This window comes from Paenibacillus sp. Z3-2 (genome assembly GCF_054161325.1).
Genome location: NZ_CP096397.1, coordinates 555,699 through 578,717 on the forward strand (window position 1 = coordinate 555,699; position 23,019 = coordinate 578,717).

The 23,019-nt window shown below is 48.2% G+C and carries 17 protein-coding genes and 1 pseudogene; 16 read left to right on the top strand and 2 right to left on the bottom strand.

The features are described from left to right. Positions 1–126 precede the first annotated feature (126 nt). From M1D71_RS02680 to M1D71_RS02690, 3 genes are all read left to right on the top strand, one after another. Positions 127–1,008 carry a carbohydrate ABC transporter permease gene (locus M1D71_RS02680; protein WP_036607341.1) on the top strand — a complete coding sequence of 294 codons (882 nt, stop codon included), beginning with the start codon at positions 127–129 and terminating at the stop codon, positions 1,006–1,008. Continuing rightward, entirely contained in the window at positions 1,008–1,844 is an 837-nt protein-coding gene (locus tag M1D71_RS02685) for a carbohydrate ABC transporter permease (RefSeq protein WP_458125141.1), read from the top strand. The genes M1D71_RS02680 and M1D71_RS02685 overlap by 1 nt, the downstream gene beginning before the upstream one ends. Positions 1,845–2,191: 347 nt before the next feature. Beyond that, positions 2,192–3,490, top strand: a complete 1,299-nt coding sequence (locus tag M1D71_RS02690) for an ABC transporter substrate-binding protein (RefSeq protein WP_458125142.1) — start codon at positions 2,192–2,194, stop codon at positions 3,488–3,490. 114 nt (positions 3,491–3,604) lie between these two features. On the opposite strand, the pseudogene M1D71_RS02695 reads toward M1D71_RS02690, so the two are convergent. Further along, a pseudogene (locus M1D71_RS02695) lies at positions 3,605–4,886 on the bottom strand (IS3 family transposase). 348 nt (positions 4,887–5,234) lie between these two features. Between M1D71_RS02695 and M1D71_RS02700 the strand changes: the two are divergent. The 13 genes from M1D71_RS02700 to M1D71_RS02760 all read left to right on the top strand — a co-directional run bounded on the left by M1D71_RS02700 (position 5,235) and on the right by M1D71_RS02760 (position 21,509). After that, entirely contained in the window at positions 5,235–6,458 is a 1,224-nt protein-coding gene (locus M1D71_RS02700; RefSeq protein WP_458125143.1) for an ATP-grasp domain-containing protein, read from the top strand. A 22-nt stretch (positions 6,459–6,480) separates the two neighbouring features. Then, positions 6,481–7,533 (top strand): YqcI/YcgG family protein, encoded by a 1,053-nt coding sequence (locus tag M1D71_RS02705; RefSeq protein WP_458125144.1) that lies wholly within the window; start codon positions 6,481–6,483, stop codon positions 7,531–7,533. Continuing rightward, entirely contained in the window at positions 7,530–8,798 is a 1,269-nt protein-coding gene (locus tag M1D71_RS02710) for an ATP-grasp domain-containing protein (RefSeq protein WP_458125145.1), read from the top strand. The genes M1D71_RS02705 and M1D71_RS02710 overlap by 4 nt, the downstream gene beginning before the upstream one ends. Next, positions 8,795–10,027 (top strand): MFS transporter, encoded by a 1,233-nt coding sequence (locus M1D71_RS02715; protein ID WP_458125146.1) that lies wholly within the window; start codon positions 8,795–8,797, stop codon positions 10,025–10,027. The genes M1D71_RS02710 and M1D71_RS02715 overlap by 4 nt, the downstream gene beginning before the upstream one ends. A 337-nt stretch (positions 10,028–10,364) precedes the next feature. Continuing rightward, a complete protein-coding gene (locus M1D71_RS02720; protein ID WP_458127141.1) occupies positions 10,365–10,931 on the top strand; it encodes a TetR/AcrR family transcriptional regulator in 567 nt (188 codons plus the stop codon). A gap of 60 nt (positions 10,932–10,991) precedes the next feature. Then, on the top strand, positions 10,992–12,944 hold the full coding sequence (locus tag M1D71_RS02725; RefSeq protein WP_458125147.1) for an alpha/beta fold hydrolase: 1,953 nt from the start codon (positions 10,992–10,994) through the stop codon (positions 12,942–12,944). Between the two features lie 99 nt (positions 12,945–13,043). Next, entirely contained in the window at positions 13,044–13,991 is a 948-nt protein-coding gene (locus M1D71_RS02730; protein WP_458125148.1) for an aminopeptidase, read from the top strand. A 516-nt stretch (positions 13,992–14,507) separates the two neighbouring features. Continuing rightward, positions 14,508–14,711: a hypothetical protein gene (locus tag M1D71_RS02735; RefSeq protein ID WP_458125149.1), complete on the top strand. Its 204-nt coding sequence runs from the start codon at positions 14,508–14,510 to the stop codon at positions 14,709–14,711. A 122-nt stretch (positions 14,712–14,833) separates the two neighbouring features. Further along, on the top strand, positions 14,834–15,256 hold the full coding sequence (locus tag M1D71_RS02740; RefSeq protein WP_458125150.1) for a chemotaxis protein CheW: 423 nt from the start codon (positions 14,834–14,836) through the stop codon (positions 15,254–15,256). A 364-nt stretch (positions 15,257–15,620) separates the two neighbouring features. Continuing rightward, positions 15,621–18,824, top strand: a complete 3,204-nt coding sequence (locus tag M1D71_RS02745; RefSeq protein ID WP_458125151.1) for a DEAD/DEAH box helicase — start codon at positions 15,621–15,623, stop codon at positions 18,822–18,824. Between the two features lie 46 nt (positions 18,825–18,870). Further along, entirely contained in the window at positions 18,871–19,677 is an 807-nt protein-coding gene (locus tag M1D71_RS02750; RefSeq protein ID WP_458125152.1) for a hypothetical protein, read from the top strand. Between the two features lie 323 nt (positions 19,678–20,000). Beyond that, a complete protein-coding gene (locus M1D71_RS02755; RefSeq protein ID WP_458125153.1) occupies positions 20,001–20,969 on the top strand; it encodes a M15 family metallopeptidase in 969 nt (322 codons plus the stop codon). Between the two features lie 99 nt (positions 20,970–21,068). Next, a complete protein-coding gene (locus M1D71_RS02760) occupies positions 21,069–21,509 on the top strand; it encodes a RidA family protein (RefSeq protein WP_458125154.1) in 441 nt (146 codons plus the stop codon). A 224-nt stretch (positions 21,510–21,733) separates the two neighbouring features. Here the strand turns inward: M1D71_RS02760 and M1D71_RS02765 are convergent, their stop codons facing one another. After that, complete coding sequence (locus M1D71_RS02765) at positions 21,734–22,804, bottom strand: copper amine oxidase N-terminal domain-containing protein (RefSeq protein ID WP_458125155.1); 1,071 nt, start codon at positions 22,802–22,804, stop codon at positions 21,734–21,736. Positions 22,805–23,019 lie beyond the last annotated feature (215 nt).

A 23,019-nucleotide genomic window follows, 5' to 3' on the forward strand; every position in this document is an offset into this window, starting at 1 on the left:
TTGCAGGTTAAGAAAGGACAATATTTTACCCCCAACTGTTCACAAGGGTCGGTGTTTCCCTAGGCGATATTGGAGTTTAATAGAAAAAGAGACTAATTTCATCCATCTATAGAAGGGGAGAACGATATGAAGCATCGCAAATCTTCACAGCTGTTACAGCAGCTCGTGTTCGTGGGTCCCTCCATCGTGTTTTTTATTCTCATCATCGTGGTCCCTTTCCTGCTTGGCATGGTGTATTCCTTCACGGACTGGAACGGGGTATCCGAGAACATTAATTGGGTAGGGTTCGATAACTTCGTGCATGTTTTTGCGAATGATCCCAAGTTCCAAACGGCGTTTTGGTTTACGGTACGCTTTACCGTGGTTGGTGTAGTACTGACCAATGTGATCGGTTTTTTCCTGGCGTATTTCCTGACCAAACCGCTTAAGACGAGAAACATTCTGCGTACGATCTTTTTTATGCCGAACGTGATCGGTGGGTTGTTGCTCGGCTTTATCTGGCAGTTCATATTTGTGAAAGGGTTTTCAGCAGTAGGCGATGTGACCGGCTGGTCCTTCTTCAACCTTCCATGGCTGGGAGACGAACCGACCGCCTTCTGGGGTATTGTTATTGTATTTGTGTGGCAGACCGCAGGATATCTGATGGTCATCTACATCTCATCCCTGACGAATGTGTCCCCTGATCTGCTGGAAGCCGCCGAGATTGATGGCGCAAGTCGCTGGCAGGTATTGCGGAGCATCATTCTTCCGCTCATTATGCCGGGTGTGACAATCTGTCTGTTCCTGGCAATCTCGTGGTCGTTCAAAATGTTCGATCTCAATCTGTCGCTAACCAAAGGCGGACCATTCGGATCGACAGAGTCGGTTGCACTCAATATTTACAATGAAGCTTTTGTGAATAACAGATATGGCATCGGAACCGCCAAAGCGCTCGTGTTCTTCGTAATCGTTGCCATCATCACCATGATTCAGGTACGTCTGACGAAGAGCAAGGAGGTAGAAGCCTAATGGAGACGACGAAAAATTACCGCTTCAGTACCATTCTAACCGAAATTGTCATGGTACTCATTGGACTTTTATTCCTGGTTCCGTTCTACTTCCTGTTTGTGAATTCGGTCAAAACCTTCGGTGATCTGCTCACCAATTCGGCTGCATGGCCAGAAGTATTCCAGTGGGGCAACTATGCGAACGCCTGGGGGAAAATTAACTTCCCGTCTGCGCTAATGAACTCGCTTATCGTTACCGTGGTCAGCAATCTGTTGCTTGTGCTGATCAGTTCCATGGCCGCGTACCGGATGGTTCGCAGCAATACCCGGTTCAACCGGATTTTGTTCGGCATGTTCATTGCCGCCATGGTGATTCCGTTCCAGTCTATCATGATTCCACTCGTTACTGTAACCAGTAATCTGGGCCTGATCGATAGCCTTGGCGGACTCATCATCTGTTATCTCGGTTTCGGGGCACCGATGTCAGTCTTTCTGTTCCACGGATTCGTGAAATCCGTCCCACTGGAGATTGAGGAGGCAGCCCGGGTGGACGGAAGCTCGGTCTATGGGGTGTTCTTCCGGATTGTATTTCCACTCATGAAGCCGATGTATGTAACCGTCATTATTCTGAACACACTCTGGATCTGGAATGATTATCTGCTTCCATCCCTGATCTTGCAAAGCTCCAACCTGCGTACAATCCCGATTGCGACCTTTGCACTCTTCGGTCAGTACACGAAGCAATGGGATCTGGCCTTGCCAGCACTTGTACTTGGCATTATGCCGATCATTATTTTCTTCCTGCTGATGCAGAAGTATATCATTCAAGGGATTACCGCTGGATCAGTTAAAGGGTGAGGGTTGCTAGGGCAGGGTCGCTGGCGGGATCAAGCGGGGAATGCGAGTGCAGGTCGCTGCCGGGCTCAAGTTGCGCTTTCGGTCGTTGTTGCTCCTCGGTGGCCTGAATGTATTAGGGCAAGGAAGCCACCGAGTATCAAAGGCGAACGCTCCGTTCCTGCATCGCATCCTGATCCCTTTGTTCCCACCTCGCATGGAGGTGTGCAAAGGGAGTCATGCCCACATAGCTTGGGCATGACTCCTGAAGAGAAAGATGCCCAGATAACAGCGATCGGTCATCGGAGTGCCAGTGTAAATATTCATTAGTGGAACTGTTATACTGAAACTACTATAGGGAGAGTGTATGTATGAAAAGAATGACAAAGTTGACGTTGCTTATGCTGATTGCTTTTTCGGTAATGCTTGCGGGTTGTGGCAACGGGGATAAAAGCGGCAGTCCGGTCAACACGGATGCTCAAGGTGGTGGCGAAGCTGCTGCCGGGGACAAAACGATTAAAATTTTCCAATTCAAAGTTGAAATTGCGGAAGCACTTAATCGCCTTAAGGCGGAATATGAATCCTCCCATCCAGGCGTGAAACTGGATATCCAAACCGTGGGTGGCGGTAGTGACTACGGTGCTGCGCTGAAAGCCAAGTTTGCCGCAGGCGAACAACCGGATATTTTCAACGTAGGTGGTTATCGTGAGCTGGATACATGGCTTGAATATCTGGAAGATCTGTCTGGAGAATCATGGGCGAAGGATGCGCTCGAAGTAGCCAAAGAGCCAATGACCAAAGACGGCAAGCTCTACGGACAGCCACTCGCGCTGGAGGGTTATGGTTTCATTTATAACAAAGACCTCTTCCAAAAAGCAGGCATCACTGAAATTCCAACGACACTGGAACAATTGGATCAGGCCGCACAGAAACTCCAGGCCGCAGGCATTACGCCTTTCTCGAACGGATATCAGGAGTGGTGGGTGCTGGGTAACCATAACGTAAACGTGGCATTTGCGAATCAGGCAGATCCGGTGAAATTCATCCAGGGGCTCAACGAAAGCGCGGAGAAAATTCCTGGCAACCAGGTGTTCACCGACTGGATCAACTTGCTCGACTTAACGTTGAAATATAGCAACAAAAACCCGCTGACAACCGACTACAATACGCAAGTAACGCTGTTTGCGAGTGGAGAAGCAGCGATGATGCAACAAGGAAACTGGACTCAAGTACAGATCGATGGAATCGATCCAAATCTGAATCTGGGTATCCTGCCAATGCCAATTAACAATGAACCGAATGACAAATTGTTTGTCGGCGTGCCGAACTACTGGGTTGTGAATAAGAATTCCCAAGTGAAACCGGAAGCGAAAGAGTTTCTGGAGTGGCTCGTAACCTCGGATATCGGGAAACAGTACATGACGAAAGAATTCAAGTTCATCCCGGCGTTCAGTTCTATCACGGCATCCGAAGAGGATCTGGGTGACCTCGCCACTGAAATTATGAAATACAGTCAGGAAAATAAAACACTCAGCTGGAACTTCAACCGTTTCCCTGAAGGCGTTCCACAGGAGTACGGTAGCACCATTCAAGCTTACGTTGCAGGCAAATCGGATAAAGCCGGATTGCTTGATGCATTACAACAGAACTGGGATAGTCTGAAAAAATAACAGAATCCCATTCATTCATTCATTTATTTAATGAATGTGGGAATAAGAAAAAACATAAAAAAGGTGACTCCAGATTATAAACTGTACCCCTTGTAAAGGACAATTTAAAAAAGGTTAGGCGACTTCAAGCTGCTGTCTGTATCGTACAGGCGGCAGCTTGTTTAAGTTCCATTGACCTCGATAATGATTGTAATAGATCATGTAGCTCTTCACTTCTTTCCTAACTTCTGCCAAGGTCATGCACGTTTTGAAATTCGTTTCATCTTTGAAATGCCCAAAGAATGACTCTTGTGGAGCGTTATCCCAACAATTTCCTCTACGGGACATGGATTGATTCAGCCCCATTTTCTTCACAAGCTTTTGGAACTTCGGATTGGTGTAGTGAAATCCTTGATCCGAATGAATCAAGGCATCCGGGGTGAGATGGCGATGTTTCTTGAGTTGTTTCAACGAGTCGATTGCAATGTCCAAACCAAGTGAAGCAGAGACTTCATAGGCCAAAATCTCATTCGTTTCGGCGTCTTTTATCGTTGATAAATAGGCACGCTTGTTTTTCCCATAGGTTAAATACGTGATGTCGGTTAAGAGAACTTTACCGGCGATCCCTTGCTTAAAAGCTCGGTTTAATGCGCGGGATTTGCTTTTCGAATTGGACAAACGATGTTGTACTTTTGCATGACTCGACGGATGCGCTTGAGGTTGTATGTGACTCCATATTGATGCTCCAGCGTCATTTTGATTTGACGAGCCCCCTTCCTTCTTCCCCGGTAACGGTAGGCTTTCAGAAGAATCGCTTTGACTTTTTCATCGTTTTGTTCCTGTTTTTGACGATGTAATTGAGCATTTCCACTACGATATCGGTAATAGCCGGAACGTGAGACCCCTGCGATTTCACAAAGAACATGCACCTTTCTTTGGAAAGGGTATGTCTTCATCATCTGTTGGATCAGTTCGAACTTTTGTGACGTACATAGTTTGATTTCTTTTTTTTCATCTGCCTTTCGAGTTGATCGAGCTTTTTTAAGAATTCATTCTCCGCCTCAAGCCATTTCATTTTTGCTTCCAAACGGGTGTATTTTTCTTCGAGACTTAATTCACGGGTCAGAGGACGGCCTGAGGCGTGTGTTCTAGCGTCTGTTAATCCAGTCGGCCCTTGTTCTTGAAAAGCTGTGAGCCAACGATTGGAAGCCTTCCGAATCCGGGTTGCACCCAAAGCATCAATGTCAAAACCCGCTTCCTGAAAAATCTCACTTGGAAGTTTACCTTGACCATACTCTTGAATAAATCGTTCTTTAAAAGCATCCATATATGTAATGGCTTTAGCACTGACATTTTTCACATAGGGATTTGTTCTTAACTGCATTTGCTCTTGAGTTGTAAATAACTTTTTAGACATCTGCTTCGACCACCGCTCCGTTTTTTTATTAATTGTACACAAAAAAGACCCTACAAGATGACCTTTTTAAAGTGTCTATCTTATAGGGTACAGTTTATTAATCGGAGTCACCTTTTTTAATGGGAAAATTTCCAGTCAGAAAGTGCAAATATGAATGAATGGTTCGACTAATACAGAAGGTGGAGGTGTTTGTATAATGTCTACAACCTGTTGTTAGTACACGACATGGCAACAAATAGCCAAAATTTAAATATTTGGAATTTTTAGATTGACAGTCCCATCCAATATCCATATTATAGAAAAATATAGCAGAAAGTAAAGAAATTTGAATTGGAGGTGAAGTTCTTTATGAAGGATATCGTATTCCTGTGTGACAAGCGAATTAACACCAAAACCGGATTTCTCGAAGCCTTGTCCAAAATATCGGATACAACCAACATTTTGTTGGTGGAACAAGGATATGAACAATTTGCCTCATTACCAGAGGGGTTGTTCAGTGCTGTGTTCGAAGTGAACGATATTACTCGGATTGATCAGGTGGAAGAGGTTTTTGAGCGCATTTTGGATGAGTATGATGTGGAACGAGTGATTGCCCCCACTGAGAATGTGGTGGAAACAGGAGGGTATCTCAGAACACGTTTTGGTATCCCTGGCATTCAGAAGAACCAGGCCGAGACAGTGCGGAACAAGTGGATCATGAAGGAGACATTGCGGCAGGCGGGAATCCATACGTCACAGACACGTATAGCATCCAATGCCGTGCAGATCAGAAAGATTGTTGCAGGTATTGGCTTTCCGATCATTATCAAACCGATTAGTGGCTGGGCGACGATCATGACGTACAAGCTTAGCAATCAAGAGGAGCTTGAGCAGTATATCAGCCATTCCTGGAATCGGGAATCGGTGCTCATTGAGGAATTTATCACCGGTAGGGAGTTCCATATAGATTCCATCGTTTCCGAAGGTGAGCTTGTATTTTCCTCCGTCTCTGAATATTTGTTTAATTGTCTCGAAATCGTCCAAAATGATCGCCCTTCCGGCACGATCTGTTATCCGGCTAACACCCAATATGAATATGTGGAACGGATGCAGTCGTTTAACGAAGAGATCATACGGAAGCTGGGAATACGTAACAGTGTGTTCCATGCAGAGGTATTTCTTCTGCCGAATGGTGAGATCTGCTTCGGAGAGATTGGAGCACGTATTGGGGGTATTGTCATCATTCCGCCAATGGTGTTGAATTCCCATCGGGTTAACCTGTTTGATGCAGCCATTCAAACGGAACTGGGAATATATGAGGCCCCAACCCTTGTTAATTCAGGCAAGTACACCGGTGCGATTAATTTTCCATCTGCTGTGGGCAAGATCGAGAGTATCTCATCAGCAGAAGATTTTAAATCGATGGAGGGACTTATTGATATCCGAATTAACTATACATCGGGTCAGTCCATTTCAGGTGGTCGCGATACGATGTCTAGATCCGGATTTGCCATTGTGGAAGGCCCTGATATTGAATTCGTTAGAAAACAACTTCTAGAACTACATGACAAGTTTGTCCTGGTTCACCAATAAACCATTCTAGGAGGGCTTTGGGTTGTTGCTAGATAACGCTGATGTGAAGAGATTGGATAGTCATGATTGGAGAAAGCAGGAATTTGAGTATTTTGAAAAGGACATGACCGGTGAGAGTCCACGGTTTCCCTGCATATTCGGTTCCATGGGGCTTAATCGCAATGAGCTGCGGTTCTCCTTTTTTGATGATGTAGAAGACGATTCCATAGAAGAGCTTGCAAAGGCCTTGAGAGAATATGTGGAACAGGCAAGGAGCTTTGGAAACTACACTTCCATGGTTACATTCTTTAATATTGACAAGGATTTATCCATCCATGAATATCAGCATACATTTTGGTCCATCCTGACCCGGCTGCACACCATCGACTTGAAAGAATGGCCAGAATCCATACCGAATGAAGAGAACGATCCTTTGTGGGAATTTTGTTTTCATGGGGAACCCATTTTTGTCGTTTGTAACACACCAGCACATGAGATCAGAAGGAGCAGACGTGCGAATACATACATGATTACCTTTCAGCCCCGATGGGTCTTTGATTCGATTGGCTTGGGAACACCAAAAGGAGATAAATCCAAGGATTTGGTGCGAAGCTTGCTTCGGCAATACGATGCAATTGATCCATTCCCGCATCTAGGGATCTACGGAAGTCCGAATAATCGGGAGTGGCTGCAATATTTTATTCCAGATACCAACGAAGTTTCTGCTACAGCGCAATGCCCATTTCATCATATGAGGAGGAATAGTATGAGTTCAGTTCAATATATCCAAGGGTCTGACGTCACACTTGAAGAAGCTGTAATGCAATTGCTGCCTGTAACCGGTTCGGTCGAGGTTCAAAGAGATACCCCATTCAGGGAGCACAAATCCCATACCCATCCTACAGACGAAACCCTTTTAATCATAAGTGGAGATATTACTTTCTATACAGAAGAAGGGGAGCTGTATTGCACGCCTGGTGACCGCATTCTGCTTCCGGCTAACACGGTGCACTCCTCCAAGGCTGGAGAGAATGGAACGTTGTATATTATTGCTTTGGAGTTCGTGGAGCAGCCGAAAGAAGAGGTTCTGGCATGAGTCGGTCCTCCGTTGGTCTGCTCATGAGAAAAGGTTTTTCCCTGCACGGGGATCATATTGAAGCTCTGGGGGGAATTTTTGAGGAGGTCCATTTATGGACCTCTGTTCCTGGGTATGAACAAGATCCGCGCTTTCGGTCCGTTCAGCTTCTTCCCAAGTATGAGAATGTGGAAGAGATGATCGAGCAGGCGAGAGAAAAGGGAGTTCCGTTTTTTGTTACCTGGCAGGAGACGGATATTGTACTGAATGCCAGATTGAATGAAGGATTGGGAAGACAGGATATCCCTGTTCAGGCAGCTGAAATTGCCAGAGACAAGTCCAGACAACGTCAGTTTTTGCAGCAGCAGAATACAGCTTGTCCGATATTTCATGCTGTAAATACGATGGATGAGGCCGTTTCGGCAGCAGCAAGTGTAGGCTATCCGGTTATTATCAAACCGACACTGGCGGCATCCAGCAGCCATGTAGCACTCGTTCATTCTCTTTCCGAATTGAAGCAGGCCTTTGATAGCATATCGCAACTTGCCGTTTCGCAATCGGGACTGTATTTCGATGATGAATGTCCTGCAATAGCACTGATTGAAGAGTTTCTTCCGGGTGAGGAGATCACGCTGGATGGGGTAGTTGTCAACGGAAGGTTTTATCTGGGGGGAGTACATAACAAACTCAGAATGCCAGGTCCTTATTTTGAAGAGGACGAATATACCCTGCCCTTTCAGGGAGAATCCAATGTGGAACAAGACCTTTGTGAGATGGCTCGGCAAATATGCACAGGTCTGAAGCTTGAAAATGGACTGTTTAACGTTGAAGCCAGACAAAACGCAAACGGGGAGTACAAAGTGGTGGAATTCAGCTGTCGTATCAGTGGTGGGCATGTCTATCGCAATATCCGCGATGTGTACGGGACCGATCTGGTGACCGCCCATGCTTACGGTCTTCTGGGCGAGGATGCGCTTGCTGCCCATTTTGCGAAACGAACGGCTCCGAAGTGTGCAACCTGTATCAAATTTGTCTACCGTGACGGGAAGGTGCTGAATAATACCAGCGGTGAGGCAGCAGGCGATGTCAGATACCGGGCTTATTATCCGGTTGCTGCCAAAGGCAGAGTGGTCCACTCTGCTCCAAAAGGATTCGACATCACAGGTCTGCTGTCTGTGCGTACCCCATATGAGGGTCCTGAGGACATTGAAGCGGTAAAACAGGCCGCAAGAGTTCTGGAACAAAAGCTTGATTTGCAAGTTGCTGAGGTGAGACAGCTGCAATGATGCAGACCATTCTGTTCATCCTCTTCCTGTCTATTACCTTATGTGGAGATACCATATTGAATATTACCCTGATCTGGTCTGTACTGGAACAGGGCGGGTCGATTACTCATCTGAGTATCATTATTACGATAATGAGTTTGGTGCCTATTTTACTGCAAAAGTATAGCTTTTTCCTTAAAACGGCCCTTAAAGAACGACCATTGCTGATTTTCAGCTTGGCCCGTATTCTGGGTATTGTGTTTCTGCTTGTGTTTTTGATTCAATTTTCAGGCAATACCAATGTGTATGGTTTATACCTGATTGGCGGCATTTTCTCCGTGATTCTGTTTTTGTCCAATCAGAGCCTGGAAATCTACATGTCCCAGATGGTATTGGACGGGAAAATCAAATCACACAAGGCCTCGCATGACTTGCAGACGGCGATTCAGATTGGTGCATTTGGAGGGAGCGCAGTAACGGGAATCCTGCTCAGTATAGGTGGATTGCCAATGATCTCAACAGTACTGATGGTGACGCTGGCTGTGGGCATGATGGCTCCTTGGCTCATTCCGATTCTGTCCCGATCCGGTCAAGTGGAGCAGAACGTACAGAAAGCAACAACGGAGGCTCCGCAGATTACGTACTCCGACGCCATTCGGAAAAAAGTTCTGAACATGACCATACTGGCAGTAGTTGTATTAACCGTACAATTGGGAGCAATTAATTTTATCGTACCGATTTTGTTCCATGATATCTATAACTGGGATTCATCCCGGTATGGGGCCATGGGTGCAGCGATGGGTCTGGGTGCCTTTCTCGCAACGCTGATTCGTAAATGGGAACACCGAATTCCTATGTATTTATTTATACTGATTGGCGTGATCGATATCATCATTGGCACGGTTCAAGTGTTTGCAGTGTCGTTGATCTGTGGATTCATGCTTGGGTTTGTGTTTAACCGGACACGTATTATGCAAAGATCGGTCATGTTTGATAACTTGCGCAGCCGCGAAGAGACCATGAAGTGGTCGGGAAGATCAACGTTCGCCACTCAATTTACAAGATCTGTTGTCCCACTGGTGCTGGCACTTCCGCTGTCCCTGATGGGGCAGGAGAACACGGGTGTACTGCTAGGAACACTTGGTGTTACGGTGACGATAATCCTGTTTGTCGCCATCCGACTGGAGAACAGATTGCCGCTTCAAGGCACGGAATCGATCATTGCTGGTGACAGTAAACCTTCGATTTGAAGCAGACACTCCGTTAGTAACGGTTGGGATATAAAGTGTAAGGAAGGTCCGCCAGATACATTCTGGTTGGCCTTTTTTGTTGTATCAAAGCGGAAGACATGTGGATAACCTGGAACGGGTTAATGATCCCATGACGTATTTAATCTAGAGTTAATACTATATGTGGATATCTTGTGTATATAATTTTCTAAATGTGGACAAGTGAGTGGAACTTAAAACAAGAGAGTATCTTTTGTTAACAGAAAACTTGTTTTTATTTAATTAGTACTATATAGTTCTAATTATGACAAATCAAAAATCGACTAATGGATCTGCCAAATCAAAAAGTTCCAATCCGGTGAACCGGACGAAGGCAGTTGAAGTGGCTGCACAGTTATTCCTGCGTCAGGGATACAGCTACGTCAGCATGGATGAGGTCGTACGGGTAAGTGGAGTATCCAAGTCCAACATTTATTATCATTTTAAAAACAAGGAGGAATTGCTTCAGGCCGTGGTGCAATACTGGATTGCCCAGTATGAATCAGAGTTGTACTTGCTGCTCAGTCAGCGTGAGCGAGGGGTGGAAGAACGCATCTACTCATTCATGGCATTGCTGTCGGCAGGCATTGAAGGCCGAAATTACGAAGGGAGCTGTCCGTTCGTTACGCTATATATGCAGACACCCGATACTGCACCCCAAGTGAAGGAGAGCATATCCAGATTCTTTCGTGAGCTTAGGCCTATGGTGGAAAAGCTGTTTCAGCAAGGTTTGGATCGGGGTGAATTTCGCCAAGGAATCGAGCCAGGACCGGCCGCTTTGTTATTTATTGCTGCCCTGGAAGGTTCACTTATTCTTGCGGGAACTGCCCGTGATGTAGGGATCATAGAACAATCGGCACGTACGTTTTGTCAGATGCTTCGTTAATCGAAGCTCTTTTTTTGAATATAACTAGTACTATATAGTACTAAAAGGAGCCGTAATAGAATGAGTGTACATACAACAAAAATAAATCAGGTAGGGAGCGAGCCTGATATTTTAGCAACAATCATTTTCATGACAGGCAGCACAGGTTTTATTGGCAAAGAAACGGTCAAACAACTCACGCAGTTAGACGCACAATTGCTCTTGTTGGTTCGTTCGGAACATCGAGCCAGAACGGTGCTGAAGGCTTATGGAGTGAAGAATTTCGACCAAATTACATTTATTACGGGTGATTTATCCCATTCGGGTCTTGGAATGACTACAGCGGATCGGGAGCGTGCTCTTGAAGCAAATGTAATCATACATGCGGGTGGAACCATGGACGTTACCTTGGACCGAAAAGTAGCAGAGCAGATATTTATGAACGGAGCCAGAGAAGTGGCACAGCTAGCACAGGAAATCCACCGTACTCATGGATTGGGACACTTTATCCACGTTGTTGGTTATATGAGTCCTTATGGAGAGCGGAATGAACAGGGGAATTATCTACAGGTTGAGCATGTGGATAACAATGAAAGTGCGTATGAAGAGATGAAGTTTCATGCCGATCTTCATATTCGCGAGCATGCAGTGCAGCATAACTATCCCTTATCCGTTGTGAATCCAAGTACAGTGGTTGGACCGCGTCCCACCGGTGAAACCGAGCAAACAGGCGGGATTGGGCTGCTCATTCAGGCGATTCAGAAAGGACTTATGCCGGTCGTGCCGGGAGGTTCATCCTATTGGTTACCGCTTGTGGAGAATGACATTGTTGCACAGACGCTTGTTTTTCTATCCAGGGAAACCGCTCCAGTTGGAGGTACCTATCCACTATTGGCGCGGAAGGAAGACAGCCCCAATATGAAGGAACTGCTGCAACTTCTGGCGCAGCAACTGGACGTACCCAAGCCCAAAGGGGCTGTGCCATTACCATGGATTCAATGGATCATGAAATCTGGGGGTACACGCATCAGTGGTGTTCCAGCGGAGTCAGTTGCTTTTATTACCAACAGGTCATTCCCGGTTGAAGAGACGGAGGCACTGTTCACACGCATGGGGCAATCCTGGCCGGACATCCGGGAACAGCTTCCGCTGGTTACAGCCGATCTGGACTATCGTCTTCGTTATACGCCGTTACCTGAGGGTTTTCCGACAGATTATATTCGGTCACGGAGCGGAAATATGGCTATGCTTGGTTGGGAGGGTGAGGGAGAGCCTTGGATTATTGTACATGGTTTGCTTCAATCTGCGGATGAGATGTTACCTTTGGGACAACAGCTTAGGGAACGGACCGGGAACCCGGTATGGCTAATCGATCTCGCTGGATTCGGACGTTCTCCCGTGCATCAGGTGGATGAAGCATTTGAAGGTCAGGTGGATGCATTGCTTCAGGCGCTCGGTGAGTTTGAAGGTCCGGTGAAGCTGGTGGGTCATTCGATCGGTGCTGCTATTGCAGCTGCGGCACAGATGCGCAGCGGGCGGACAGACATTCGGTTGGGGTTGCTTCAGCCAGTAGCTAACAATTCGAATCCAAATGTGCTGAGATGGATTTCCCGTATGCCAAGAGGGCTGATGCGCTCTCTGCTGCGTGGCAGATCGGAGAAAAGTTGGATTCAAATGTTCAGTGCATATGGCGGCGTAGGCGACGGCAGTGTTATGGCCCATACCATGGGCAAGAGAATACGTTCCAGTCTCCAATCCCCTCGCATTGCAGGAGCGCATGCAGACCTGTTGCGGTGGATCCACTCGGGTCAGAGGAAAGGCGCCAGTTCAATGTTGTGGGCGAAAATGGAAAGTCAGCATTATGCCAAAAATGCGCTGGTCGTATGGGCCAAGGAAGATCCGGAGTATCACTATCCTCGGGATATGAACCCGAAGATCAAACGCATAGATGTGCCCTATGGGCATTACTTTCCGACGTTTCAGTATAAGGAAACAGCTGCAATCCTCGTCGAATGGTCTGGTAACGTGAGATGAGTTTAGATTCGGTTCGGATATGCAGGAATCCCATGCAAACTGTCGAAAGGGTCAAGTCGAGTTGTGAAGAGATGAACCAAAGACAGGAGAGATGAATGTATGAGTCAGCAACGTGTGGAGATCAGTAAAAATGTGCTAATCGAGTGTCTGGGGCTGCGCAGCGGAGAGAATCTGGTGGTTGTCGCAGACGACATGAAACAGGATTTGGCCGAATCCATCTATGAGGCAGGCAAAGCACTTGGAGCAGAATCCGTCCTCTTAATCATGAAGGAACGCAGCAGATCCGGCGAAGAGCCACCTGCGCCAATCGCGGATGCCATGATTCGGGCAGATGTAGCCGTGTGTGTAACGCGATATTCATTAACCCATACCCAGGCACGCAAACAAGCCGCTGCATCAGGAACCCGAGTGGCAACCATGCCTGGTATGACAGAGGATATGTTTATGAACGGAGCAATTACGGCTGAATACTCACAAGTAAAGGCATTAACCGAGAAGGTGACAGCTCTATTAACTGCAGGTCGTCATGTACGAATAGAGAAGCAGGGCCATAGTCTTTCCTTCTCCATTGAAGATCGTAACGGTGTACCGAGCACAGGCATGTACTTGAACCCCGGTGAATCAGGCAATTTGCCATCTGGAGAAGCCTATATTGCTCCGGTTGAGGGTAAAGGCGAAGGCCGTATTGTTGTAGATGGCTCCGTTGCTGGAATCGGTGCACTTCGTGAACCGATGATATTAACCGTCAAGGAAGGACGTTTGGTTTCAGCTGAAGGCCCGGATGGGGCTCAATTACTGGCAACACTTGGCGAGGGGGATGGTCGCTTTCTCGGCGAATTTGGAATTGGGACCAATAACAAGGCGAGAATTATGGGTGTAGTGCTGGAAGATGAGAAAGTGTATGGTACGATTCATGTGGCTTTTGGCAGCAATAATACATTCGGTGGAATGATTGCTGCCGGTGTGCATATCGATGCAGTTGTGCAAAAGCCGGATGTGTATATCGATGACACGCTAATCATGCGTCAGGGTGAACTGGTGGAATAACCAGAGTAAAGGAAATCGGGCATGTCCACAACGTGTCCACAGTAATGGATAACTGGGGCGAAAATTCAGATTTTACGTCAGATTTACAAACAAATACACAACATGTCCACATTAAAATAATGAATATCCACATAAAACACTAAAGATATCCACAACATGTGTGCAATATGTGCACAACTTATCCACAAATCAGGTATAACTCATGTTTTCTCTCGACAAAATAGCCCTTTTGGAGTGAAAACATGAGTTATCCACAGAAATCCCGTTTTTTTGTTCCAAGTATTTGAAAACATAGAAACAGATCCATAAATATGGGGATAAAAAAGACCAGAGATCAGCTTCATGCCGATCTTTGGTCTTTATTTGCAACTAAAATAATGAGATTGATGTCAGGTTACTTACTCTCCGTATTGAAACGACTGACTTCCAACAGCAATTTTTCTGATAGGGGAATTCCATAACCGAAACAACCCCTGTATATACTATTTATATCGGCAGTTGATGCGGTAATTTTACATGGCCTTTGGTAGAGGAAGTGAACAGATCAGAACCAAGTCGCTGCATGGGCACAAACAAATGAGCAGAGCGAAGACAGCAACCGGTAATGCAACGTCTGCTGAAGTTGGCAAAATTGATCTGAAGCCTAAACATTTGCTTGAAAATAACCGATACACCAAAGTAACAACTAATGGGACGAAATTACCTGTGGTGACTTGGTGAATGTGAACCACAAGCAGGTCACTTTGCCAAATAAAGTGCTCTTCTTGTAATTTTATTTTAATATTTTACATGGATCTGATTATACGGAATGAGAGGGTATGGGGATATTTATGGATGAGGGAATGCAATATATTAATTTTTCGGTAGGAGACCAGATCTTTGCACTTCGAATTGATGAAGTTCATGAGATCATCAGAATGGTACAGGTAACAACAGTTCCATTTGGAAGTCCGGAGATCCGAGGCTTTGCTTCGTTATATGGTAAGGTCGTTTCGGTTGTGAGTCTTCGTGTATTGTTAGGCATGCCAGACCAGGAGGATACCTCTTCTACACGTATTATTGTGGTGCCTTACAAAGGTGGATTCGTACCGCTGATCGTAGATATGGTCGATTCTGTTGTAAGTTACGATCGTTTCGAGGAACCGGCTGATGAACACCGCCGTTTCATGCTTGGTGTTTTTGACAAAATCGGGTTCTGTGAAGACCATCGTGCAGGCATTTTGAACCTGGATGTACTGCTGGGCAGCTTGATCAGATCATCGTAATGTAACGATCCGTAATTCTTTCTATATTCAGTATTATCCTTCGGTTGACCCAAATGTTCCTCATCCGCTTTTCGGGAGAAGGGACATTTTTTTGTGCCGCTAGGGCGTGTCTGAAAACTCCGAAGGAAGCAGATTTTGCCGAATTTTCGTTCCAAGCAAGAAAGTCTTCCGCAGGCGTGCAGGGGCACGTCAAGGGAAAGTGACGCAGCAGGGGGCGAAAAGGGGGTGAAAGATGCACTTCAGCGAGTTTTGAGACACGCCCTAACCATCGAAATAACCACTTTTTATGGGTAAAGGTTTTTAAATCCGATCATTTTCGTATATGATGGAGAGTAACAATGCGAAGGGATGACGGGAGACTTTAATGATGCAATCGCTGTATGGAGTATGGCTTGGTGACGTATTTTTTTGTTTTTCCGGTGAAACATCGGAACCGCGTGTGGATGCATGGAGCCACGTGGTAAGAAGGTTGAATTTTGGCGACGGGGGTCGTCTGTTTCAGCCTGCCGCTCTGCGTCTTGCAGAGCTGCGCTGGCCGAATCCGCTGAGGAACACGGCTGAAGCCAAGAACACGAAGCGGCGTCAACTGCTGGGACGCACATTGGAAGGCTTGGCAGTCTTGCCCAAGGATGCCTTCAGGTTGCTGCTGCAATGGGATGACCGTTTGTTCAATGCAGCCGGAATTCAGGTGGGAGAAGAGATGCGTTACTGGATCAAAGCGGCGCAGTTCACACAGGAGCTGCTGTTGCGGGGGGCAATTGCTCCATCGGCTGAATTCGCAGCCAAGACGGGCGCACGTCGACGGACCGGGCAAGAGACATTGACCGGAGTATGGCGGCCACGCTTGCAGTCAGAGGAAGACATTGAACGCTTCCGCGATCTCGCTGAAGCGATGCCTCCTATTGGTTTGGCTGCTCCCGGAGCCTATGCTTCATTGGAACCGGAAACACGTGAGGAAGCAGGGGCGGCGGTATTATTTTCATTCATGAGTGGCATGATTCATGCTGTAGTGACGAGTGAGCTGGAGGGGATGGACAGTGAGTTGTCCCGTTACCGCACGCCATACCGACGTGGATCTTCCCCGGTAGCTGAGCTCTGGTGGAACAGTCTTATATCGATGTTCCGTCCTGTAACGGTGCAAGGGCCTACGGACGATATGACAGCCTTTATTCATACGTTACAGGATGCCGGTGGAACCACGATGCCGATCGTAGGAGCAGGAGAAATGGCGCCTGCCGAAGGCCAATTGAAGCTGGTACTCCGGCTGGAACCGCCGCTGGGTGAGCATGAAACGATCTGGGGAATCAGCTTTTGGGTGGACAGTGAGCAGGAAACGAGCCTGAGGTTGCCTGTACGTACCATCTGGGCACATCCGGAGCGTGATCTCGACCGTGGGAAAGTGTTATATACCTCGGCGGCAGAACAGTTGTTGATGGCAATCGGGCATGCAGCAGAACTGGCACCTGAACTGGAGACGGCGCTGCTCATCGCTCGTCCAGAGGGAATCAAGCTGGAGCAGCAGGGTTTCTTTGAATTTCTTACACATGCCGTTCCGCGTCTGCAAAAGGCCGGGATAACCGTTCTCATGCCTTCCAAATGGAGTCGTGCCGGGAAACGTCGTGCGGGACTGCGTCTGCAGATGTTGAATCAGGGAACAGAGCGGTTGCCTGGAGCCACATCGGCACTTGGCATGGAACAACTGGTTGCTTTCAAGGCGGAGCCCATGCTGGATGGTAAACCGGTCACGGCGGAGGAACTGGCAGCGCTCGCTGAATCGACTGTTCCATATGTCATGTTCCGCGGTGAATGGATTGAAGTGGATACGAAAGAGATTCGCCAAGTCCTGCGTTATATGAAAAAAGAAGAAGAACAATATATGCCTCTCTCCGAATGGCTGCATCTGGCTGCGGATGAAGGGGAGGATTCCGCATGGAAGGGTCTTTCCGTCTTCGGTGCAGAATCCGATGGATTACTCGCTTTCCTACTCGATGGACAGGTGCTTCGCAGTATTGAGCCCCGTCAGGTTCCGGCAGAATTGCATGGTGAATTACGACCTTATCAGGAACGTGGATACCAATGGTTATCCGCTATGCGTGAGCTGGGTTTCGGCGTATGTCTCGCGGACGATATGGGACTAGGGAAGACAATTCAGGTAATCACCTGTCTGCTGGATCGAAAACACGAGGAACGGCAGGCAGCCGAAGAGGAAGCACGTGAGAATGACATGCTGAACGAAGCAGATGATTCATTCACAGCGGCTGAGCACACGAATGTGCAGCCCGTTCATCTGCCTGCGCTCATTGTGTGTCCCACCTCGTTGCTTGGGAACTGGCAGCGTGAACTGAAACGGTTTGCCCCGGATCTGTCGCTGTACATTCACCATGGCGGACAACGGTTGCACGGGAGCGAATTCCAGGCAGAAGCGCAGACCCACGACATTGTACTCACGACCTATCATCTGGCAGGCAGAGATGGGCCGGATCTGGCTTCGTTACACTGGTCCACCATTGTGCTGGATGAGGCTCAATATATTAAGAACTACCGTACCAAGCAAGCGCAAAGTGTGATGCGTCTGTCTACACTTCACCGTATTGCGATGACGGGCACACCTGTAGAGAACCGACTGAGCGAACTCTGGTCCATTTTCCAGTTCCTCAATCCGGGGTATCTGGGCACAGCTTCATCGTTCCGTCAGCGTTATACGGGACTGGGACCATCCGAAGAAAATGCAGCATCCTTGCGTGAGCTTCATCGACTGGTATCTCCATTCATGCTGCGCAGGTTGAAAAGTGATCCGGATATTCGCAAGGATCTGCCAGAGAAGCTTGAACTGAAATCCTATTGTTCGCTGACGCCAGAGCAGACGGTGTTGTACCAGCGCGTGGTAGACGATCTGATGGGTGGTCTGGATGGCCGAAACGGCATTGCCCGGAAGGGGATTGTTCTATCGTCTCTGACCAAGCTCAAGCAGATCTGTGATCATCCAGTGCTGGCGGACAGCAATCGGAAAGACCATGGCAAGGCGGAGGCATCCGGTAAGATGGAACGATTGCTTGAACTGCTGGATGCCATCCGTGATAACGGGGAATCTGCCCTGATCTTCACTCAATATGTTGCTATGGGAGATCTGCTGGTGTCACGACTGAAACAGCGATATGAGGAAGAACCGTATTTCCTGCATGGTGGTGTATCGAAGGCGCAAAGGGATGATATGGTGGAGACTTTCCAAAAGGGAGAGGGTCCGTCCATGTTTGTTCTATCTCTTCGTGCCGGAGGTGTAGGTCTGAATCTGACACGCGCGAGTCATGTGGTTCACTATGATCGGTGGTGGAATCCCGCGGTCGAGAACCAAGCGACGGACCGTGTCTTCCGAATCGGGCAGAATCGCAACGTGCAGGTGCACAAGCTGATCTGTCAGGGGACGCTGGAGGAACGAATTGATGAACTGATTGAGAGCAAGAAGGCACTATCCGAGCAGGTCGTCGGTTCAGGTGAGAACTGGCTGACAGAGATGTCGGATGATGAGCTGCGTGGTCTGATCTCGCTTCAGGGTGAGACGTGGCTGTGACCTTGAACATTCAGGAGAATATAGATGATGAGAAAGGGGGATTGTTGTGAGCGAAAAATGGAAGATCGAGCTGCATATGTCCCCCGGTGGATGGACAGCAGAAGTAAATACAGCAGCGGATGCAGATCAGAAAGTTTCCGCTTCCGCTGCTGAGGGTAAGACCGGATCAGCCGCAGGCATGTTCACGGTCACGGGAACGCCAGCGCGACTGAGCGAAGCCCAGCACGAGGCTGTACTGGCTCAGCTGCGCGAGCGCCCGCTGACGCTGTACGCCCTGCTGCGCGGCGGCCCGGCGCCTGAGGAGCTTGCCGGGCTACTGCCGGCAACGCTCGCGCCCGAGGGCTCGCCAGGCGCAGCCACGGCCAGCGCGGCCGTGGCGTGCACCTGCGGCCGCCCGGGCTGCGCGCATGCCGCGGCCGCTGAGCGCGCCGTAGCCGTGCGCCTCGCGGCCGAGCCGCTGCTGCAGCTGGCGCACGCCGGCCTGCCGCGCGAAGCGCTGCTCGCCGGCGTGCTGGGGGCATGGGCGGAGGAACTCGCCCATGATCCCAGCGGCCCCGGCCGCGCAGCGGAAACGGCTGGCCGCCCGCAAGTGCGGGGCGGCGAAGGCGGCGCAGCCGTCGGCGAGTGGATCGCCGAGGCCGCTGCAGACGGCGCCATGCACCAGCCGGGGCCGGGCTTTGGCGCCGTTGAGGTGCGCCTCGCGCAGCCGGGCAAGCCGCCAGCCTTGCCGGAGCTGACGGCGCTGCTGCCGGGCGTGCCGGCCACCGCAGGGCTGGATTTGATCCGCGAGCGTGTAGCGGCGCGGATGTGGCAGGCTGTCCAGAAGAAGAAGGACAGCCCGGCAACCAAATGATGCACCCATCAGAGCGGGGGAGATCTTCAGATCACCCCTGCTTGTTTTTATTGCATAATCACTTTTTGCATTTTGCATTTTGCATATTGGATATATGAAGGCGTATTCCCATTTCACTTCTATGGTGTTCAGCACTGAGATGTTACTCTAAAAGTCCAAAAAACGATCATACAAGCTGTGCAGCCCATATATATTCATCCGGATCTCTTCTAAAGGAGGTCTTTACAGGTGGAGCTTCGCTCCCAATTAAGGTATACTGTCGCAGGGAACACTGCACGCAGACAACGATATAACATTTATATTATTGCGATAGGAGTTTTTATATGAAATCACGTACAGGAAGACAGCGCCGCATTGTGGTTATGCTGTCCTCATTGATGATATGCGGAGCATTGCTTGCCGCTTGCCAGAATGGCACAGAGGAGAGCCAGGATCCGAATGGAGCAGGTAACACACAACAAGAGTCAGACGGCACAACGGTTCATTTTACGGAGGATAAGGGAACGGACGGCGACAATGCTGGTGGCGATGATACCTCATCTTCGGGCAACAGCGATGAGGGCACAGGCAGTGAGTCAGGTAATGCTTCAGCGGGCGAAGAGCAGGGTTCTTCGGACGATGGGAATGGTGCGACAGCTGAAGATCCATTGATGGAGAAACGCAGCATCAGCGCACTGCAAACGACAATTGATGCACAATCCGTGGTGACCAATGCCGAGTCTATGACCGTCATTGTCAACAAGCAACGCAGTCTGCCGGAAGGGTACGAGCCGGACGATCTGGTGGAGCCGAATGTACCGTTCTCCTTCGACGAACCACATGAGAAGCGGCATATGCGCAAGGAAGCTGCCGAGGCACTGGAGAAGTTGTTTGCAGGTGCAAAAGCGGATGGCATCGAGCTTCGTGCGGTGTCTGGCTATCGTTCATATCAGCGTCAGGTATCCATCTACAACAACAATGTCAAAACCAAAGGTCAAGAATATACCGATCGTGTGAGCTCTGTACCAGGCAGAAGTGAACATCAGACGGGTCTAGCCATTGATGTATCCAGTCCGAGTGTAGGCAATGTGCTGGAAGAGGTATTTGGCACATCGAAGGAAGGCCAGTGGCTGGCTGAACACGCCGCAGAATATGGATATGTTATCCGTTATCTGCAAGGTGAAGAAGATACAACAGGTTACGTCTATGAGCCTTGGCATATCCGGTACATCGGTACGGATTTGGCGTCGGATGTAGCGAAGAGTGGATTAACTCTGGAAGAATACTTCGATGAGGCTAATATTAAGTTGTAATCCGGATGCTTATCCTTAAAGATAAGATACTAATTTTCCTGAAATCCCCTGAATGACTGTCCTTGATCTAAACAATGGGCAGTCATTCAGGGGATTTTTGTGTTCAAAAATGATGTTGGAATTAGCGAGGGAAGAGAGAATGAGCAGACAGCAGGTTTTTACGGGCTCCCCATTGAACCGTTGGTGGGATATTGCCGTGCCATCCGTGTAGGTAACCGAATTGAAGTGGCAGGGACAACGGCGATGCAAGAGGGTCTGGTTGTTGGTGCAGGTGATCCCTATGCACAGACGAGGTTCATTTTGCAGACGATTGAGAACGCACTGAAAGAGTTGGGTGCTGACATGTCGCATGTGGTGAGAACCCGGATGTTTGTGACCGATATCTCCAGATGGGAGGAAGTTGGCAAGGCGCATGGTGAATTTTTTGGACAGATCCAGCCTGTAGCCACCATGGTTGAAGTTAGCGCACTCATTGATCCCTTGTTGATGGTTGAGATTGAAGCGGAAGCAATCGTTGAAGATGAAGGTAAGCCCGAATAGACGTATCGCTCCAAATAGTCACAAAAATAACTCCATAAATTAAAAAACAACCTTATCCATGCCTGTCAGAAGACAGGCGGATAAGGTTGTTTTGATAGGCTAACCGTATAGTTGCAGGCTGGTCATCGTGATGCGTCACACTCAATACAACATATGGCAGAAGATGTATGCGGTTTGCAATATACAGCCAGCATATGTTTAACCCGCGCTTTTCACAAACCGTATTATTTTGCTTCCAGTTCTGCTGCAGGTGCTTCCACAACCACTTTCCATGCCGTTCCGATTGGAGGCAGGCTGCGTGTCAGCACAGGGCTATAAAAGCCGATAACTTTGGCATCTTTGGTCAGTTCTTCAGCTTTTACCGTTTCACCTTCGTGGTTCACGATCAGTGTGTCTTTGTCGATGTTCAGCACGACATGGTCAGGAGCTGTTTCTGTTAACCGTGTACCTGTAATCTCAATCTGTGAGATAAGGCCTTCTGTAGTTTTTACATTTTCAATTGTACCCGCCGTACCCAGAACCTCTTTAGGTTGTGCCTCAGATGCTGCAGCTGCATCCAGTACAGTGACTTTATAGGTCGGCGTTTGTGGTGGCAGACTAAGGGTGGTGATCTGGGAATGCTCAGCCTCCACGTTCATGCCAATGGCCAGATCAGTCAGTGCAATCTCTTTCCCCTCCACTGAGATGAATTTCGTATCATCGCTCAGGTTGAGTACAATACCATCCATACCCGCACCGCCAATCTGGATGGACTTATATTTATCTTGGCTCGAGATTCTGGTAATTACACCGCGTTCAGTAACCGTATTCACTTCCTCTTCACTGTAGATGGTCACCTGATTCCCCGTTGTATTTACTTGTCCATGCAGAGCTTTTTCAGCAAAAGATACCGGTACATACAATTTGCCGCCTGTGATTTCGGGCGCTGTGCCCAGCGTGAGCAGCATTTTATTCACGGAATATTGATCCTTGCCTGTGATTACCTGAGTCCAGAGAGCACCTCGGGTCAGCTCTGCAGTTTTAGTTTCTTTATTCCATTCCAGTTCAATACCCAGTGCTTCGGTAAGATCACGCAGTGGGATCATGGCTACTTTGCCATCCTTGTTCCAATAACCATCGGAGATGGACGCACCATTCACGGATACATTTACTGGATCAGCTGCGTTACTATTAGCTGAAACGGATGTTTGATGGACTGGCTGTGTGTTGTCCAGTGTTGCTGCATAAGCGGCTCCACCGCCCAGTGCCATGGATAGGGCCATCAGGGCACTTACTTTTTTCATGTTGTTCTTCATCAAAAATCATCCCTTCTAATCTGTGTACTGTCGCGGTAAAATCTTCCTTAAGGCCGCGTTACATGTTTATAGACGGGACAACTTGATCCATTGTTGCAGTTGGAGTGTAATGAATGTAAGCAGCATGTTAGTTTAGTTTTGAAAGTTCGCATGTATTCCAGGTTATCAGCAGCAGGATCAGGTTAATTTCAGGTAAGTGGCCTAACCTTTGTCCC

Bases quoted from the DNA above. Each gene is read 5' to 3' on its own strand.
- M1D71_RS02680 (WP_036607341.1), top strand. From the start codon at position 127: ATGAAGCATCGCAAATCTTCACAGCTGTTACAGCAGCTCGTGTTCGTG.
- M1D71_RS02685 (WP_458125141.1), top strand. From the start codon at position 1,008: ATGGAGACGACGAAAAATTACCGCTTCAGTACCATTCTAACCGAAATT.
- M1D71_RS02690 (WP_458125142.1), top strand. From the start codon at position 2,192: ATGAAAAGAATGACAAAGTTGACGTTGCTTATGCTGATTGCTTTTTCG.
- M1D71_RS02700 (WP_458125143.1), top strand. From the start codon at position 5,235: ATGAAGGATATCGTATTCCTGTGTGACAAGCGAATTAACACCAAAACC.
- M1D71_RS02710 (WP_458125145.1), top strand. From the start codon at position 7,530: ATGAGTCGGTCCTCCGTTGGTCTGCTCATGAGAAAAGGTTTTTCCCTG.
- M1D71_RS02715 (WP_458125146.1), top strand. From the start codon at position 8,795: ATGATGCAGACCATTCTGTTCATCCTCTTCCTGTCTATTACCTTATGT.
- M1D71_RS02725 (WP_458125147.1), top strand. From the start codon at position 10,992: ATGAGTGTACATACAACAAAAATAAATCAGGTAGGGAGCGAGCCTGAT.
- M1D71_RS02730 (WP_458125148.1), top strand. From the start codon at position 13,044: ATGAGTCAGCAACGTGTGGAGATCAGTAAAAATGTGCTAATCGAGTGT.
- M1D71_RS02735 (WP_458125149.1), top strand. From the start codon at position 14,508: ATGGCCTTTGGTAGAGGAAGTGAACAGATCAGAACCAAGTCGCTGCAT.
- M1D71_RS02740 (WP_458125150.1), top strand. From the start codon at position 14,834: ATGCAATATATTAATTTTTCGGTAGGAGACCAGATCTTTGCACTTCGA.
- M1D71_RS02745 (WP_458125151.1), top strand. From the start codon at position 15,621: ATGATGCAATCGCTGTATGGAGTATGGCTTGGTGACGTATTTTTTTGT.
- M1D71_RS02755 (WP_458125153.1), top strand. From the start codon at position 20,001: ATGAAATCACGTACAGGAAGACAGCGCCGCATTGTGGTTATGCTGTCC.
- M1D71_RS02765 (WP_458125155.1), bottom strand. From the start codon at position 22,804: ATGAAGAACAACATGAAAAAAGTAAGTGCCCTGATGGCCCTATCCATG.